The following is a 14,301-nucleotide window of genomic DNA, read 5'->3' on the forward strand; positions in this document are numbered from 1 at the left end:
TAGACATACCGCAACGCCGCAGTTCGTCATTCCGGCAGTGCGTGACTGCGGTGTTGCGGTGTTCGCGCGTTGCGGTGCTGGGGCAATGCGTTATTGCGGTATTGCGGCAGTGTGTGAAGGCGGCAATGCGGCAATACAACGCTGCGGTTTTGCAGCATTGCGGCATTCGTGGCGTACCTCGTTGCGGTATTGCCGCACTAGCGCACTTCGTCATTGCCGAGTTGCGGCGAGACTATCCCGAGGGTCCGCGTCGGGGTGATGGGGCTCGCTTCCCTGGTCGTGGGCGCCCCTCCTGAGGTTGTGTCCGACAGTCGATTTATTAGATATTGGTTGACAAGATACCGGTTTGTGGGCCAAACCGGGTGACGACTGCTGGACGCAGTCGGAAAGCGCTGACGCGCAATGGCGGCAGAGCCGCGCGAACGGGAAGGGAAGATGGCCCGCTCCGCCACAGCACCGCGACGCAAGCCGAGGCTTCGAACGGAGTTGTCGGAGGCCGACGAGGCGCGGCTGCAGGCGGCCGTCGTGCTGTTCGGGGTGCCGAAGGCCGAGGTGGTGCGGCGCCTGATCCGTGCGTCCGTGCAGGCCGGGCCGGCGCTGTCGGCCGAGAACACGCGCGCCGTCGTCGAGCTCGCCCAGCAGGTCCGGATGGTCGGCCGTAACCTCTCGCAGGTTCTGCGCGCGATCCACCGCGGCCAGGCGGTGCGCATCGAGGACACCGAGCCGGTGTGGCGCGGGCTGCACGAGATGGTCGCCGCCATCAACGACGAACTCACCGAGATGACCGTGGCCTACGGCTCGAAACTGCGGCGGCAGGCCGGGCTTCCGCTGCCGTCCGAGATCCCGGCCGAGGAGGCGCGATGAACCGCGCAGCCCAGATCGCCTGGTGGGTGGCGCAGGTCGAGGCGGCCCGGACCGCCGTCGGCGCGGCCGCCCAGTCGCGGCGACAGCCGCGATCGTTCAGCGGCCTCGACGAGGAGCCGAGGCGCCGCGCGGCGCGCGTCGCGCCGCTTGCCAAAGCGCCGCCGGCGCACGAGGTCATCCGGGGCCAGACGATCACGGGCGACCGCGACGAGGAGCGCATGCGGTCGCTGCCGGTGTCCTCCGGCGGGGGAGACGGTGGCGGAGCAGTGTCGCCTCGTGCCGCTACGTCTGCGCCGATCGCCGGAGGCTTTGGCGGGGCAGGGCAGGGCGCGGTCGGGCGCGCACGCCAGCTCGCCTCCGGTTACCAGCCGGCCGTCATCAAGGTGCTCTCCTACGCCCACGGCACCGTCCGAGCCACCAAGACGGGGCAGTACGCGCAACGCGAGGACGTGCCGCTCGAAACCCATGACGGACGGATGCTGACGGACCGCGAGGCGGTCGCCGACGAGATCAAGGCCTGGTCGGCGAACTTCTCGAAGCGGGCGGAGAGCCAGGACGTCGGCGCCGTTCGACTGACGCTGCGCGGCGTGAAGGGCAGCGAGGCAGGCCGCGAGACCTACGAGAAGGCGATCGCGGCCGGCTTCGGCGGACACCGCTACGCGTACCGGCTCGACACCACGGAGTCTGGCGAGCTCGAGGCGCGCCTGGTCATCGCCTTGGCCGGGCCGGCGAAGGAGCGGTTCCGCGTCCGCGAGGAGCGCGTGGGGGAGCGCGAGAACGGCTTCACCCGCAAGCGCTTCGACATGGCGTCGGAGGGCAAGATCAAGGACCGCATCCACGCGGCTACCGGCGTCGATACGGCGGCGATCGACGCGTCGCCCGGGATGACCAACCACGGCCGCAACGGCGTCACCTACCGGCTCAACAGGCTGGTCGAGCACGGAGCCGCCGTCGACGACAAGGGCAAGGCCATCGCCAACGTCGCCGACACCCGGGTGGCGGCGCGCGAGTGGGGTCCGTCGCTGCGTTCCCAGTCGGTGCGCGACACGATGCACCTCATGCTGTCGGCGAAGGCGGGCACCGACGTCGAGGCGCTGCGGCGGGCGGCGCGCAGCTTCCTTCACGACCGCTTCGGCGACCACAAGTTCATGTTCGGCATCCACGTCGACAAGGAGGCGGCCGGCCACATCCACGTCCACGCCGTCATCGCCGCGAAGAGCGAGTCCGGCCAGAAATTGCACCCGGGCCCGGAGACGTTCCGCGAGTGGCGCACGGCCTACGCGCAGCACGCCCAGGCGGAAGGGCTTCGCATCGTCGCGACGTCGGCGCGCGAGCGCGCCTCGTCGCAGAGCTACGGCCCGAAGGACAAGGCCATCGTGGACGCCGCCGACCGGCCGCGTCCGGCGCGCGAGGCGCGGGACAGGGCCTACGCCGCCGACCCAGCCAACCGCAGGCTCATCGACAACGCGCGCCAGCGCATCGCGGTCGCCCGGTCGAACCCGATCCGCTTGCCGATGTCGCCGCCGGCGCGCGCTGCTGTGAATGAAAGCATGGTCGCATGGCGCGCCGTGGCGTCAGAGCAGCCCGCAAACCCGCAAGCGAAGGACATGCTCGAGCGGCTGCTCCTGGCGCAGGCCGTTGGCGGGATCCTGCAGGCGATCGGGAAGCGTGTAGAGCATTTGACGAAGGAGGATGCAGCGATGGCGATCACGTCTGAGCAAATGGCGAAGGACCTGCGGGGCATGAACGAAGCGGTGTCGCGGACAAGCGACCTGCTCGACGGCCAGACCAAGCAGCAGTTCCGCGAGACGTCCGCGCGATACCTGGAGACGCTCGCGAACAGGATCGACCTGCAGCGGGCGCAGGAGCGCGGCGTGGAGCAGCTCAGCCGAACCGAGGTCGAGGCGATCGTCGGCGAGAACGCGGACAGGCTCGTTGCCCGCGCGCAGGAGGTCAGCGCGCAGGAGCGGCGCGAGGCTGCCACGGCCGAGCGCCTCGCCGATCGCGCTCTCAATGCGGAGCGGCGCCAGGAGGCCAACGCGGCGCTGGATCCGACGTCGCAGCGAGAACTCCGCGCAGAGAGGGCAATCGTCGCCGGTTCGCAGCAGTCGGCCGCGCGAGAAGCCCGCGAAGCGGCGGCCGCCGCGGACGCGGCGCGCATGATCGCCGAGCACCCCGGCCAGAGCATCCCCAACGCCCTCATCCAGACCGACGCACTCGAGAAGCTGCGGGCCGAGCAGGAGCGCATCGTACAGGAGTTGGAAGCGGCGAAAGGGGAGACGCAGTCGATCAAGGGCCAGCGGCAGCGTTGACCGCTTGCGCGTCAGCGGATGATCTTCCTGCGGATCGCCTCGCCGATGAGGTGGGCCCGGTTCATGACGTCGAGCCTCTGCCGCGCCGACAGCAGGTGCTTTGCGACAGTCGGCGGAGAGATGCCGAGGATGACTGAAATCTCCCAGTCGGTCTTCCCTTCGGACGCCCACAAGATGCATTCCCGCTCGCGTGGTGTCACAAGGCGTTCCCGGCTTTGCGGCTTGTGACGCAGGCGGAGGAGGTGGCCGACGGCGAAGTTCGCCGCGAAGGCGAGCTCGGCGAGGGCGTCGGGATGGAAGTCCGCGTGGCTGGCGCCGAACGACACTGCGGCCAAAACGCCCCCGACCAGTTGGATTGGGATGACGTAGCCGCTCCTCAGCCCGAACGACGCGGCCTCGCCGCCGACGAGCTTCACGTCCTCGCGCCGCGTTGCTGCGGCATAGCATTCGTCCCACGTGAACGGGCTTTGCTGGCGCTGGAGATGGCGCACGACCGGGTCGCGCAGCGCGTAATTGTTTTCGTTGTACCGCTCGCCCCAACCCTCGGGAAATTGCTGGAAGAGGACGTGAGAGGGGATGTCACGGGGCCTTGCTGCCGGACCCGGCACGCGGCCCGCGAACGCCCATTCGAAGCCCGAGGGAGCCGCCCGCCTGAGCAGGAGCTGCTGGACAGTCGCCTCGTCGTCGGAGTCCTCGATGGACTTTATGAAGTTCCAGGCTTTGGAGGTAACGCGCATTCCCCATCGATCCAACTGCCGTTAGTTCGAAGCATTGCTTCTCCACGTTTCGTCGGCGCACGTTGATTAGTGAAGCTACCCGATCGATCCAGCCGTTGGACCAAGTGGATTTTCAGCCCATCGGACTGGAGAGCGTAGTGCTCGACGACCGGGACACGCATAGTTGTTCGGTCCTTTCATTGCTCGGCGTTCGCCTGCGTACCTTAAGGCTGGCTTAAGCTGCCGGAAGTTGAAGCGCTCGCGGGGTCGAGCGGCTAGGCGACCTTGCTAGCTACCTACGTGCCGGGCCGCGACCGATATTGATGATCACTACGTTTGCGCTGTCCCGCTATGAAACGGGCCAACGAGAGTGCGGCCGAGTTCTTCGGCCTCAGCCTCACACGCGGCCACCTTGAAGGGAACACCGAAGGCCTTTTCGAGCACGCAATTCTGTCTCCCGCCACGCCAAGGTGCAACAAAGCCCTGGTCGGTCGTTTCGATTTTTCAGGCTCAACCGGGCCCCGACGCGATCGGCTGCCAGTTTTGCGATGGTCAGCCCGAGGCCTGTGCCGCTCGCGGTTCGGCTTCGGCCACGATAAAATCGCTGCATGACCAGCGGCAATTCGTCATCCGGAATGCCCGGTCCTTCGTCAGTAACGGCGATGCCGTTTCCTTCAGTGAGCGCCGCCCAGCGAATCCGCCCCGGCGCCGTCGTGTGTGCGATAGCGTTCTCGTGGAGATTCCTCACGATGAGGTGGAGGCTTTCCCGGTCAGCCTTAAGGCTCAGACCATCCAGTTCCGGATCGACCTCGATGCTGAGGCCGGCGGGAACAACACACTCAGCTACGACCTCCCGGAGCAGGCCCCCGGCATTGGTGGTCTCTGTCGCTGGGGGGACCGCCGACGCCTCGAGCTTGGCCAAAGCAAGGAGTTGGCGCGCGAGACGTGTGGTGCGATCTACCGACACGAGCACCTGTCGCAGCGCCTTCTCGCGGATTGCCGCATCAGTCGCCGCCAGCGCGACCTGGACCTGGGTCTTCAGGCCGGCGAGCGGTGTGCGCAATTCGTGCGCGGCGAAAGCCGTGATCTCGCGCTCATGGCGTCGAGCTGCCTCCACTTTGCCAAACAACCCGTTGAGCGCGGCGAGGAGCGGGCGCACTTCCGTGGGCGTTTCGTCCAATGCGATGGCCTGCATGTCCTCGCCGTCTCGCTTCGCGATGTCTCCTGCGATGGCATTGAGCGGCCTCAGTCCCCTGCCGAGGCTCGCCCAGATCATGAGCCCGAGAAGGGGCGCGATCAGCAGCGCCGGCGCCGCAAGCCCCGCGACGAGATCGCGCACGAGCTGGTTGCGCAAGCCGATGCGATCGCCGACGGCGACACGGACGCCCTTCTTCTGGTCGACGATCGTATAGATCCGCCATTGCTCGCCGCCGACATCCCGGTCGGCGAAACCCTCCTCGTTCTGCGCCAGGCTCTGGTCCGGCGCGCCGCTGGAGCGCGCGACCAGCCGGCCGTCGAACGACCAGATCTGGCACGACAGCTGCTTGGTGTAGGCGACGTCCTCGATGTGCGTGGTCGCGGCGGCGGCCGACACGTTGCCGCTCGCCACCAGCGAGTGGACCATGCGCGCGGCCTCCTGCAGGCGGGTGTCGAGGACGTGCTGGAGCTCTGCGCGGCTGCTCATGTAGATCCAGCCGACGGCACACAGCCAGATCGCGCCGGTCGCGACCATCAGGAGGACGAACAGGCGGCGGCGGAGTGAGCTCATGATTGAGTCCGGATACGGTAGCCGAGCCCGCGAACCGTCTCGATCGCCTCGCGGCCGATCTTGCCGCGCAAATTGTGGATGTGAACCTCGACGGCGTTGCTCTCCACCTCCTCCTGCCAGCCGTAGAGCCGATCCTCGATCTCCGCGCGGGAGCGGATGACCCCGGGCCTCTCCATCAGGGCCGTCAGCACAGCGAGCTCGCGTCGAGAGAGCGAGAGCGGGCGGCCGTCGACCGTCGCGGCCTGCGTCGCCGGGTCGATGGCGATGCCTGCCGCAGCCAGCACAGGATGGGCGCGTCCCGCCTGCCGCCTGCCGAGCGCCCTGAGGCGGGCTGAGAGCTCATCGAGGTCGAACGGCTTGACGAGGTAGTCGTCGGCGCCGGTGTCGAGACCGCGCACCTTGTCGGCCGTCTCGTCGAGTGCGGTCAACAGAAGTACCGGCGTCGCATCGCGTTCCCGCCGCATGTTGGCCAGGAGGCCGAGGCCGGACCCGTCCGGCAGCATCACGTCAAGGACGACTGCGTCGAAGCGGTTCGCCGCCAGCGCTGCCCGGGCATCATCGCAAGAAACGACGGCATCGATCGTCCAACCATTGAGCGCCAGCCCGACCTTCAAACCGTCGGAGAGGACGGCGTCGTCCTCGACCACCAGAATGCGCATGCGTGTCCGGTTCCTTTTTTCTTGGTTCGCCTTCGCCTCCGCGCCTTAAGGCTGGCTTAAGCTGCTGGACGTTGGTCCTCGCTCGTCGTCACACCGGGGCCAACGCAGCGAATGTCGGTCGGAATAAGAACAACTATCGCGCTTCTCGTCGCCTTTCTCGGCCTTTTTTCGTCCGCGATGGCTGTCGCGGGGATGCCGCCGCCGGCAGACAAGGTCTTCGGCCTCACCGTGGAGCGAAGCGGCGCGGACGGGCTGACGCTGCATTTTGCGATCGCGCCGGGCAACTACATCTACCGCGACAGCCTGCAGGCGAAGCTCGACGGCCGGAAGTTGCCTCTCGCCCTGCCGGCGGGCGATTCGAAGGACGACCCCAATTTCGGGGTTGTGGAAGTCTACCACAGCAGCGTCGAAGGGCGCCTGACCGGGCTGCCCGCGTCAGGCCAGATCGAGGTCGTGTCGCGCGGCTGCGCCGAAGAGGGCATCTGCTATCCGCCGCTCACCCGTTCGGTCGACATCGCGACCCTTGCCGTCCACGACGTGGAACTCGGGCTTGGTGGCGGCGGCGGAGCAAACTCGCAGCCTTCGGTGACAGAAACGCAGGCGCCGCCTCCACCGCAGGCCGCAGCAGCAGCCTCCGGCGCGGACAGCAACCTGGCATCCCTCCTCGGTGGCGGTCTCGCTCCCATGCTGGCCGCCTTCCTCGGCTTCGGCCTTCTGCTGTCGCTGACGCCTTGCGTCTTCCCGATGATCCCGATCCTGTCGGCTATGCTGGGCGGCGCCGGCGGCAGGCTGTCCGCCGGCCGGGGCTTCGCGCTGTCGCTCACCTACGCGCTGGCCATGGCCGCGGCCTACGGGCTTGTCGGCCTCGTCGCGGGGTTGACGGGAGCCAACCTCCAGGCAGCGCTGCAGACGCCGTGGGCGCTCGGCCTGACCGCCGCGCTGTTCGTGGCGCTGGCCCTGTCGATGTTCGGCGTCTACGACCTGGCGCTGCCGGCCGGGATCGCCGGGCGGTTTTCCGGCCGCGGCGGAAACGGCTCGCTGACAGGCGCCGCGCTGCTCGGATTCGGGTCCGCGCTGATCGTCGGGCCCTGCGTCACGCCGCCGCTTGCCGCGGCGATGCTCTACGCGGTTCAGACTGGCGAGGCCGCCAAGGGCGCCGCGGCGCTGTTCGCGCTCGGCCTCGGCATGGGACTGCCGCTGGTCGCCGTCGGCACCTTCGGCGCCGGAATCCTGCCGAAGGCGGGTCCGTGGCTCGACCGCATCCGGCCGGTCTTCGGCGCCGTGTTTCTCGCGATCGCGGTGATGCTGGCTGGCCGACTGCTGCCAGGACCTGCCGTCCTCGGCCTCTGGGGCGTGTTCGCGATCGGGGTCGCGGTCTTCGTCGGCGCGTTCGATCGGCTCGACGCCGCGAGCGGCCCGGTGCGCCGGCTCGGCAAGGCGGCGGGCGTGGCTGCGGTCGTCTACGGCGCCGTGCTGATTGTCGGCGCGTCGATCGGCAACGGCGATCCGTTCAACCCTCTCCACACGCTGCCTGGCATGTCGACAACCGCCGTAGCCGACCGTCCTGATGTGCGCGTGTCCTCACTGGCGGCCCTCGACAAGGCGCTCGCCGCGTCGCAGGGGTCCGGACGCCCCGTGCTCGTCTCTTTCACGGCCGACTGGTGCACCGTCTGCAAGTCGAACGAGGCGGTGATGGCCGAGCCAGCCGTGCGCGGCCGGCTCAAGGCGCTTCCGACCATCGTCGCCGACGTGACCGCCTACAACGAGGCGACCCGCGCGCTGATGGCGCGCTTCGCGGTCGTCGGGCCTCCGACGCTGCTTCTCATCGACGGCCGCGGCCGTGAGATCCCGGGCTCGCGCCTGACCGGCCCCGTCACCGTCGAAAGCATTGAAACACGCCTCGCCCAGGCGGGCGTCTAGAACCTTCACAGGAGACATCGCGTGCAACGAAGAGATTTCATCAGGATCGCGGCCGCTGCGGCGGCGTTGGCGTTTGTCCTATCCGGGATACCGGGCACTGCGCTCGCGCAGGGCGTCGACGTGAACGCGATCCTCAACGATCCCGACGCCCCCGTCAGCGGCAACCCGGAGGGCGACGTCACCATCGTCGCCTTCACCGACTACAACTGCCCGTTCTGCAAGAAGGCCGAGCCCGACCTCAACCGCATCGTCAGGGAGGACGGCCACGTTCGCCTCGTCCACAAGGACTGGCCGATCCTGACCAAGGCCTCGGTCTACGGCGCGCAGCTCGCGCTGGCGGCGAAGTACCAGGGCAAGTACGACCTCGTCCACGGCGCCCTGATGGCGATCCCGGGCATCAAGGTCCCGGAGGACCGGATGCTGGCGGCGGTCAAGGCCTCCGGCGTCGACATGGCGCGGCTCGATGCCGACCTGAAGAAGCATTCCGCGGACATAGCCGCACTGCTCCAGCGCAACATGGACCAGGCCAATGCGCTCGGCCTCCAGGGAACGCCGACCTATCTGATCGGGCCCTTTCGCACGTCGACCCTCGACTATGCTGGCTTCAAGGAAGCGCTGGCTGAGGCGCGCCGCCGGCAGGCGGCTGGGGACGTCGTGAAGTGATGCGTAGTTCGATTGTGTTAATGATGGCGCGGGTTTCCGCCGCGCTGGCGCTGGCAGTGTGCCTCGCCGCCTGCACCACCGTGTCCGGCCCAGACCCGATGCCGTTCGCCGCCGCGCCGGCCCCAGCAATGCCGGACGCCGCGCGCTACGGCGCGGTCACCGACGAGAAGTTTCCGGTCCCGGCCGTCTCGCTCGCCGACCTCAAGCCGCGCTACATGCGCCAACTCGTCGACTATCAAACCGACCAGCCGCCCGGAACCGTCGTGGTCGACCCGGCCCACCACTTCCTCTACCTCGTGCAAGGCGACGGAAAGGCGCTGCGCTACGGCGTGGGCGTCGGCCGCGCCGGCATGGAATGGTCCGGCACCGCCAAGGTCTCCTACAAGCGCGAGTGGCCGCGCTGGACGCCTACGTCAGACATGATCGCGCGCGATCCGAACACCTACAAGAAATGGTCTGTTGGCATGGACGGCGGGCAGACCAACCCGCTCGGCGCGCGCGCCATCTATTTATTCGAGAACGGCAAGGACACGCTCTACCGCATCCACGGCACCAACCAGCCCTGGTCGATCGGCAAGTCGGTGTCGTCCGGCTGCATCCGCATGATGAACCAGGACGTGATCGACCTCTACAGCCGCGTGCCGGCAGGCACGAAGGTCGTGGTGCTCCCGTCGGGGGCCGGTACCTAGCGTCGGCGTTGCCAGGCCGGCGACGCGCGATCGATATAACGAGCGCCAGCGCGCTTCAGGTGGCTGCGTGGCCGTGCATCGCGCCTCTGCGCGTCAGCGAGCAAGGCCTTACGAGCTTGGGGAAAATGAAGGCCGCAGCGGCGTTCGCGCCGTCCGATCGATTGGACCCAAGCCGGGCTCTCCACAAAGCGGCCAATACAGGGCTGGGACAGCGTGGGAATTGTCTTCGAAGCGAGGTTCAACTCACCTCGCGCCTATAAGCTTGCTGATTTCGGCATCGAGGCTCTCAGGCGACACCTCCCCGACGTGGATGTCGGCGAGGGTGCCGTCGGCTCTCAGGAACAGTGTCGTCGGCAATCCCACCGTACGGTAGTGGCGCCGCACCTGCATCGACTGGTCGAGCAGGACGTGGCCAAGCTCTAGGTGCTGTGACGTGAGGTACGAACGGATCGCCTGCGTCCCCTCGCCCTGGTTGACGAAGAGAAAGACCACGTCGTCGCGGCTCGCTGCGACCTTGGCGAGCAGCGGCATCTCTCGCCGGCACGGCGGACACCAGTTTGCCCAGAGGTTGACGACGACGGGCTTGCCGGCCAGCGCGCTGATCGCGAGCGGCGGCCCATGCATCTGCTCAAGGGCGAAGGTCGGCGCGGCCTGGCCGAGTGTGGCTTTTTTCAATTGCGCGAAGCCAATCGCGACAAGCAGGCTCACTCCGAGCGCGGCGACGGCCGCGGCGCCAGCCTTGACCGATCGGATAAAGAAGGCGCTGACGAGCAGGACGCCAACGAATCCGGCTACAGGCTGGAAGCCGCCCTGCCAGAATGCGAACACCCTCCACGGCTCCGCGGCGAAGCTGTCCCAGTGCAGCGCGACGTGACCGGCACGCGCGGCGAGGAGCGCCGCAACCAGGGCCCAGCTCGACCACTTTCCGATCACGGGGTCGACGCGCCACGCCAACACCGCTGTGACGGCAATGAAGACGAACACGCCGGCGAGCGCCGCGGCCTGGTGGACGGAGAAGACAAAAGGGCCGAGGGCAACCGCATTCATCGGGCAAGTCCCAACTTGTTAGTCTTATTCCGGCGGGCGAGATCGCACGCGAAGTCGCGTCACCGAGGGCGGGCGCACCCAACACTGTGTGATCCCGAATGCGCGGACTACTGTCTGCTGTACCGCTTGAAACCGTATTTCTCGAACGCGGCGAACGCTTCGTCCGACTGAATGAACGACAACCACGCTTGCGCGGCCTTGGGATGCGGCGCGCCGTGCACCACCGCGCCTGCGTAGACCGCCGTCGTGTTGAGGTCGGCCGGAATGTCGACGTGCTCGATCGGGTGGCCCGCCTGCTCCTGGAAGATCGCTTCCGACTTCCAGGTGACGCCGGCGTCGGCGATGCCCTGCATCAGGAACAGCGGGGTCTGACGATGGTGGATATGGGTGAGGATCGTCGAGCCGTCCTTCACCTTCGTCTCGTAGACCTTCTTTTCCAGCTGGTCGCCGCCGGCCTTGGCGAGCGAGATCTTGATCTGCCGCGCGATGCCCTCGAATTCGGGGTTGGGCATCGCCAGCTTGATATCGTCGCGTCCGAGATCCTTGAGGCCGGCGACGTGGCCCGGATTGCCCTTGGCGACCATGATGGCGAGATCATTTGTCACGTAAGGTACAGCAGGCCCATCGAGCTTGCCTTGCGAGATCAGGTCTTTGACCTTCTTCAGGCCGGCGAAGTAGACGTCGGCCTTGGCCGTGAAGGTGAGATTGCCAGACGTGACCTTGCCGCCGGCATCCATCTGCTTCACCAGCAGCCCGGGCGGAATGGTCTCCCAGAATATCTTGGCCTTGTATTTGAGGTGTGCCGCCTCGAACGTCTTGACCAGCGGCGCCATCACGAAGAAGTAGTTGCCGCCGACATAGAGGACGAGCTTCGGGTCCGACACATCGCCGTGGAAGTCCGCCATGCTGTTGACTTCAGGCACGGTGAACTCGAAGCCGCGGTCGGCGACGTCGCTGTTCGCGCCGTGCTGCCACGGCGGGAAGACCTCGCCGCGATAGCCTGGCGCCTGCACCTTCCCGTGCCAGCCGTCTGCGGCCGAGGCGGGAGCCGCAACCGCCGCACATGCGATGACCGCCGCCGCGATCCGGGTTCGCATCGGCCACATCCCCTTGCGGTTACGTCGCATAGGCAAAGCCCGCTCGCTGCAGCTCCGGCAGCGTGCCGACCGCGCCTGGCGTCAGCACGACGCCCGGCAGGAGGTGGTTGGTCAGATCGGCCGCGATCTGCTCGTGCGTGAGCTTGTCGGGGTTGGCGCCGGACTTGATCAGCTTCCCGGCTTCTTCCCAGATGGCGTTGTGGCACGACAGGAAGACGACGCCGCGCTTCATCAATGCGGGGATCGAGTTGTTGGCAGGCGAGTAGACGCCGTCGGCGTTCTCGAAGTCCTTCGCGTCCGCCGTGGCTCCCTTGGCGTCCTCGATGAGCGTGTTGGTCTTGAACTTGTCGCCGGCGAGCTTGGTGAGCTGGTACTTGTCCCAGATCGACTGGTCGAGCAGTGCGAGGTGGGCCGAGCCGTGCGTCGCCGAGACCACCAGGAAATCCGGGTGCCTGAACGACCAGATCTGCGCGTTGAGGGAATTGCGCATCAGGTTGAGCCAGGGGCCGCCAATCACGGTGTTGTCCCAGGCCTGCTTGTGCGGCGACTTGTAGTCGAGCACGAGCCTCAGGGCCTCGTCGTCCCATTCCGACGGCTTGGTCAGGATCATCGGCACGGTCTTGAAGTCCCTGCGGCGCGGCGCCTTGGCGAGCGCCTCGGCCAAGCCCTTCAGTCGCCCGCCGTCCGAAGGGATCTCGGATGCGACGTCTCCGGCTTTCGCGGCGGCCGCCTGCGGCAGGCCGAGCACTCCCGCGGCCGCGACGGCGCCCGCCGCCTGGATGATGTGGCGTCGCTTCAAGTCTGTCATGGCAACCTCCCTGGTTTCGTTTGTGGCTCGCCGTCTGGACGCCGGCGATTTGAATGGGTCACTCCCCGACCGTGCCAGCGGGTGGCGAGTGCTCGCCCAGCGTCACGCCGTTGACGGTCTGCCCGTACATGTCGAGCGGCGAATCGTGGTGCGCCTTGCGCGTCGCGGCGACCGAGTCCTTGAAGCGCGGGTCCTGCGGCCGCTCGTGGCTGTCGATGTAGGCCGCGACGTCCCAGGCTTCGGCGTCGGTGAGCGTATTGCCCTCGCTGAACGGCATGTTCGCCTTGACGAAGCCAGCCGCATTGTTGATCGAGCTCATGCCGGCGCCCCAGTTGTAGGAGCGCGCACCCCACAGCGGCGGGAAGACGACGGCGCCGTCGGCGGTCTTCTGGCCCTCGCCGTCCGCGCCGTGGCAGAGCGCGCAGTGCTGCGCGTAGACTTGCTGGCCGTGCGCGTAGTCGAGCTTGGTGGGCTTCGCGAGCTTCGGATAGCCTTGCCCCTTGACCTTCACTCCCGTCGGCGCGCCCTTGGCCATCGCATAGGCGTAGCTCTCGAGCGCGACGAGGACCTTGTCGCCGAACGGCGGCGCCTTGCCGTTCATGCTGAAGCGGAAGCAGCCCTGCATGCGCTCGGCGAAGCTGTTCACGTGGCCGTTCTTCGCGCGGTAGGCTGGGTAGACGAGATAGCCCGCCCAGAACGGCGCGGAGTTCGCCAGCCGGCCCCGGTCGAGATGACAACTCGCGCAGCGCAAGTCGTTGCCGACGAACGCGCCGGCGTTCGCCTTCGTGTCGGTGAAGATCGCCTCGCCGAGCTTGACCATCTTGCCGAACTCGCCCGTCGGCAGCTTGTCCTCGGGAACGGGCGTGAACTGGGCCACTTCAGATGGTTTCACCGCCGGCTTCGCTGCGGACGCTGCCGGTGCGTTCGCGGCGCCGCTCGACTGCATCTCGGCGTGATGCGGAAGCGAATAGCCGATGAAGCCGGCGAGCCCGAGGAAGACCACGCCCGCGACCCACGTCTTCGCGTCGATGGTGGGCGTGTCAGTCATGGGGGCTGTCCTTCGCGACGTGGAGGCCCGCGTAGTAGGCGGCAACCGCCTTGACCTCGTCATCGCTGAGCTTATGGGCGATGCCGCTCATCAGGTGCAGCGGGTCGTTGCCGCGCTTGCCATCCTTCCAGGCCGCGATCTCGTTCTCGATATAGGTCGCTCCCTGGCCGGCGAGGCGCGGAAAGGCGGTCCCAACGCCTTGCCCGGCCGGGCCGTGGCACTGCCCGCAAGCGGGGACGCCGTGCGACCAGTCGCCGGTGATTGCGAGGGCGGCGCCGCGCGCGAGAAGCTTGGCGTCCGGTTTCTCGGCAGTCGCGCTCGCGACCTTCTGGCCGGCGTAAAAATCAGCGACCGCCTGGCGCTGCTCCGGCGTCAGGGCCTTGGCGATGGGGGGCATGATGTCGTTCTTGCGCGTGCCGTCGACGAAGGACGCCAGCTGGTGCACGAGGTAGGCGGCGTTGAGCCCGGCCAGCCGGGGGAAGCCGCTCTCAGCATTTCCCTCGCCCTGCGTGCCGTGGCAGGAGGCGCAGGCCGGCGCCCCGGAAACGCCGTTTGCCGCGATCGCGGCGCCGTCCTGCGCCGCCGCCGGCGACACCATGAGAATGGCGGCCACGGCGAGCGAGGCGGCGCAGGCGAGGGGCTGGCGGCGCGGTTGCTTCAAACGTGAACTCGCTTCCTTTCGAGGGCCGAGTCTGCGGAACGCCTCGGAC

At 67.7% G+C, this 14,301-nt stretch carries 13 protein-coding genes; 5 read left to right on the plus strand and 8 right to left on the minus strand.

The window, feature by feature from the left end; genetic code table 11:
* The first annotated feature begins 435 nt into the window (after nt 1-435).
* Together ACFOHJ_RS15330 and ACFOHJ_RS15335 are read left to right on the plus strand one after the other, a co-directional pair.
* Nucleotides 436-864 carry a hypothetical protein gene (locus ACFOHJ_RS15330; protein WP_378221920.1) on the plus strand — a complete coding sequence of 143 codons (429 nt, stop codon included), beginning with the start codon at nt 436-438 and terminating at the stop codon, nt 862-864.
* Nucleotides 861-3,176: a relaxase/mobilization nuclease domain-containing protein gene (locus ACFOHJ_RS15335; RefSeq protein WP_378221922.1), complete on the plus strand. Its 2,316-nt coding sequence runs from the start codon at nt 861-863 to the stop codon at nt 3,174-3,176. The genes ACFOHJ_RS15330 and ACFOHJ_RS15335 overlap by 4 nt, the downstream gene beginning before the upstream one ends.
* 11 nt (nt 3,177-3,187) lie before the next feature.
* On the opposite strand, the gene ACFOHJ_RS15340 is transcribed toward ACFOHJ_RS15335, so the two are convergent.
* From ACFOHJ_RS15340 to ACFOHJ_RS15350, 3 genes are all read right to left on the minus strand, one after another.
* Nucleotides 3,188-3,913 carry a helix-turn-helix transcriptional regulator gene (locus tag ACFOHJ_RS15340; RefSeq protein WP_378221924.1) on the minus strand — a complete coding sequence of 242 codons (726 nt, stop codon included), beginning with the start codon at nt 3,911-3,913 and terminating at the stop codon, nt 3,188-3,190.
* Nucleotides 3,914-4,289: 376 nt separating this feature from the next.
* Nucleotides 4,290-5,660 carry an ATP-binding protein gene (locus ACFOHJ_RS15345; protein ID WP_378221926.1) on the minus strand — a complete coding sequence of 457 codons (1,371 nt, stop codon included), beginning with the start codon at nt 5,658-5,660 and terminating at the stop codon, nt 4,290-4,292.
* Nucleotides 5,657-6,319: a response regulator gene (locus ACFOHJ_RS15350; RefSeq protein ID WP_378221927.1), complete on the minus strand. Its 663-nt coding sequence runs from the start codon at nt 6,317-6,319 to the stop codon at nt 5,657-5,659. The genes ACFOHJ_RS15345 and ACFOHJ_RS15350 overlap by 4 nt, the downstream gene beginning before the upstream one ends.
* 192 nt (nt 6,320-6,511) lie before the next feature.
* On the opposite strand from ACFOHJ_RS15350, the gene dsbD reads away from it, so the two are divergent.
* The 3 genes from dsbD to ACFOHJ_RS15365 are packed head-to-tail and all read left to right on the plus strand — an operon-like array spanning nt 6,512 to nt 9,591.
* Entirely contained in the window at nt 6,512-8,239 is a 1,728-nt protein-coding gene (gene dsbD, locus ACFOHJ_RS15355) for a protein-disulfide reductase DsbD (RefSeq protein ID WP_378221928.1), read from the plus strand.
* A gap of 21 nt (nt 8,240-8,260) precedes the next feature.
* Complete coding sequence (locus ACFOHJ_RS15360) at nt 8,261-8,902, plus strand: DsbA family protein (RefSeq protein WP_378221930.1); 642 nt, start codon at nt 8,261-8,263, stop codon at nt 8,900-8,902.
* A complete protein-coding gene (locus ACFOHJ_RS15365; RefSeq protein WP_378221931.1) occupies nt 8,902-9,591 on the plus strand; it encodes a L,D-transpeptidase in 690 nt (229 codons plus the stop codon). The genes ACFOHJ_RS15360 and ACFOHJ_RS15365 overlap by 1 nt, the downstream gene beginning before the upstream one ends.
* Before the next feature lie 243 nt (nt 9,592-9,834).
* On the opposite strand, the gene ACFOHJ_RS15370 is transcribed toward ACFOHJ_RS15365, so the two are convergent.
* From ACFOHJ_RS15370 to ACFOHJ_RS15390, 5 genes are all read right to left on the minus strand, one after another.
* Complete coding sequence (locus ACFOHJ_RS15370; RefSeq protein ID WP_378221933.1) at nt 9,835-10,638, minus strand: TlpA family protein disulfide reductase; 804 nt, start codon at nt 10,636-10,638, stop codon at nt 9,835-9,837.
* Between the two features lie 107 nt (nt 10,639-10,745).
* Nucleotides 10,746-11,735 (minus strand): substrate-binding domain-containing protein, encoded by a 990-nt coding sequence (locus tag ACFOHJ_RS15375; protein WP_378221934.1) that lies wholly within the window; start codon nt 11,733-11,735, stop codon nt 10,746-10,748.
* Nucleotides 11,736-11,754: 19 nt separating this feature from the next.
* Nucleotides 11,755-12,543: a thiosulfate dehydrogenase gene (gene tetH, locus ACFOHJ_RS15380; protein ID WP_378221936.1), complete on the minus strand. Its 789-nt coding sequence runs from the start codon at nt 12,541-12,543 to the stop codon at nt 11,755-11,757.
* A gap of 58 nt (nt 12,544-12,601) precedes the next feature.
* A complete protein-coding gene (locus tag ACFOHJ_RS15385; protein WP_378221937.1) occupies nt 12,602-13,591 on the minus strand; it encodes a c-type cytochrome in 990 nt (329 codons plus the stop codon).
* Entirely contained in the window at nt 13,584-14,252 is a 669-nt protein-coding gene (locus ACFOHJ_RS15390; protein WP_378221939.1) for a c-type cytochrome, read from the minus strand. The genes ACFOHJ_RS15385 and ACFOHJ_RS15390 overlap by 8 nt, the downstream gene beginning before the upstream one ends.
* Nucleotides 14,253-14,301 lie beyond the last annotated feature (49 nt).

The organism is Aquamicrobium soli, from assembly GCF_042646345.1.
GTDB lineage: Bacteria > Pseudomonadota > Alphaproteobacteria > Rhizobiales > Rhizobiaceae > Mesorhizobium > Mesorhizobium soli_A.

What these genes read in the sequence shown, in the direction of transcription:
- ACFOHJ_RS15345 (WP_378221926.1), bottom strand. Translation starts at nt 5,660, where the DNA reads ATGAGCTCACTCCGCCGCCGCCTGTTCGTCCTCCTGATGGTCGCGACC.
- dsbD (WP_378221928.1), top strand. Translation starts at nt 6,512, where the DNA reads ATGCCGCCGCCGGCAGACAAGGTCTTCGGCCTCACCGTGGAGCGAAGC.
- ACFOHJ_RS15350 (WP_378221927.1), bottom strand. Translation starts at nt 6,319, where the DNA reads ATGCGCATTCTGGTGGTCGAGGACGACGCCGTCCTCTCCGACGGTTTG.
- ACFOHJ_RS15385 (WP_378221937.1), bottom strand. Translation starts at nt 13,591, where the DNA reads ATGACTGACACGCCCACCATCGACGCGAAGACGTGGGTCGCGGGCGTG.
- ACFOHJ_RS15365 (WP_378221931.1), top strand. Translation starts at nt 8,902, where the DNA reads ATGCGTAGTTCGATTGTGTTAATGATGGCGCGGGTTTCCGCCGCGCTG.
- tetH (WP_378221936.1), bottom strand. Translation starts at nt 12,543, where the DNA reads ATGACAGACTTGAAGCGACGCCACATCATCCAGGCGGCGGGCGCCGTC.
- ACFOHJ_RS15335 (WP_378221922.1), top strand. Translation starts at nt 861, where the DNA reads ATGAACCGCGCAGCCCAGATCGCCTGGTGGGTGGCGCAGGTCGAGGCG.
- ACFOHJ_RS15375 (WP_378221934.1), bottom strand. Translation starts at nt 11,735, where the DNA reads ATGCGAACCCGGATCGCGGCGGCGGTCATCGCATGTGCGGCGGTTGCG.
- ACFOHJ_RS15340 (WP_378221924.1), bottom strand. Translation starts at nt 3,913, where the DNA reads ATGCGCGTTACCTCCAAAGCCTGGAACTTCATAAAGTCCATCGAGGAC.
- ACFOHJ_RS15370 (WP_378221933.1), bottom strand. Translation starts at nt 10,638, where the DNA reads ATGAATGCGGTTGCCCTCGGCCCTTTTGTCTTCTCCGTCCACCAGGCC.
- ACFOHJ_RS15330 (WP_378221920.1), top strand. Translation starts at nt 436, where the DNA reads ATGGCCCGCTCCGCCACAGCACCGCGACGCAAGCCGAGGCTTCGAACG.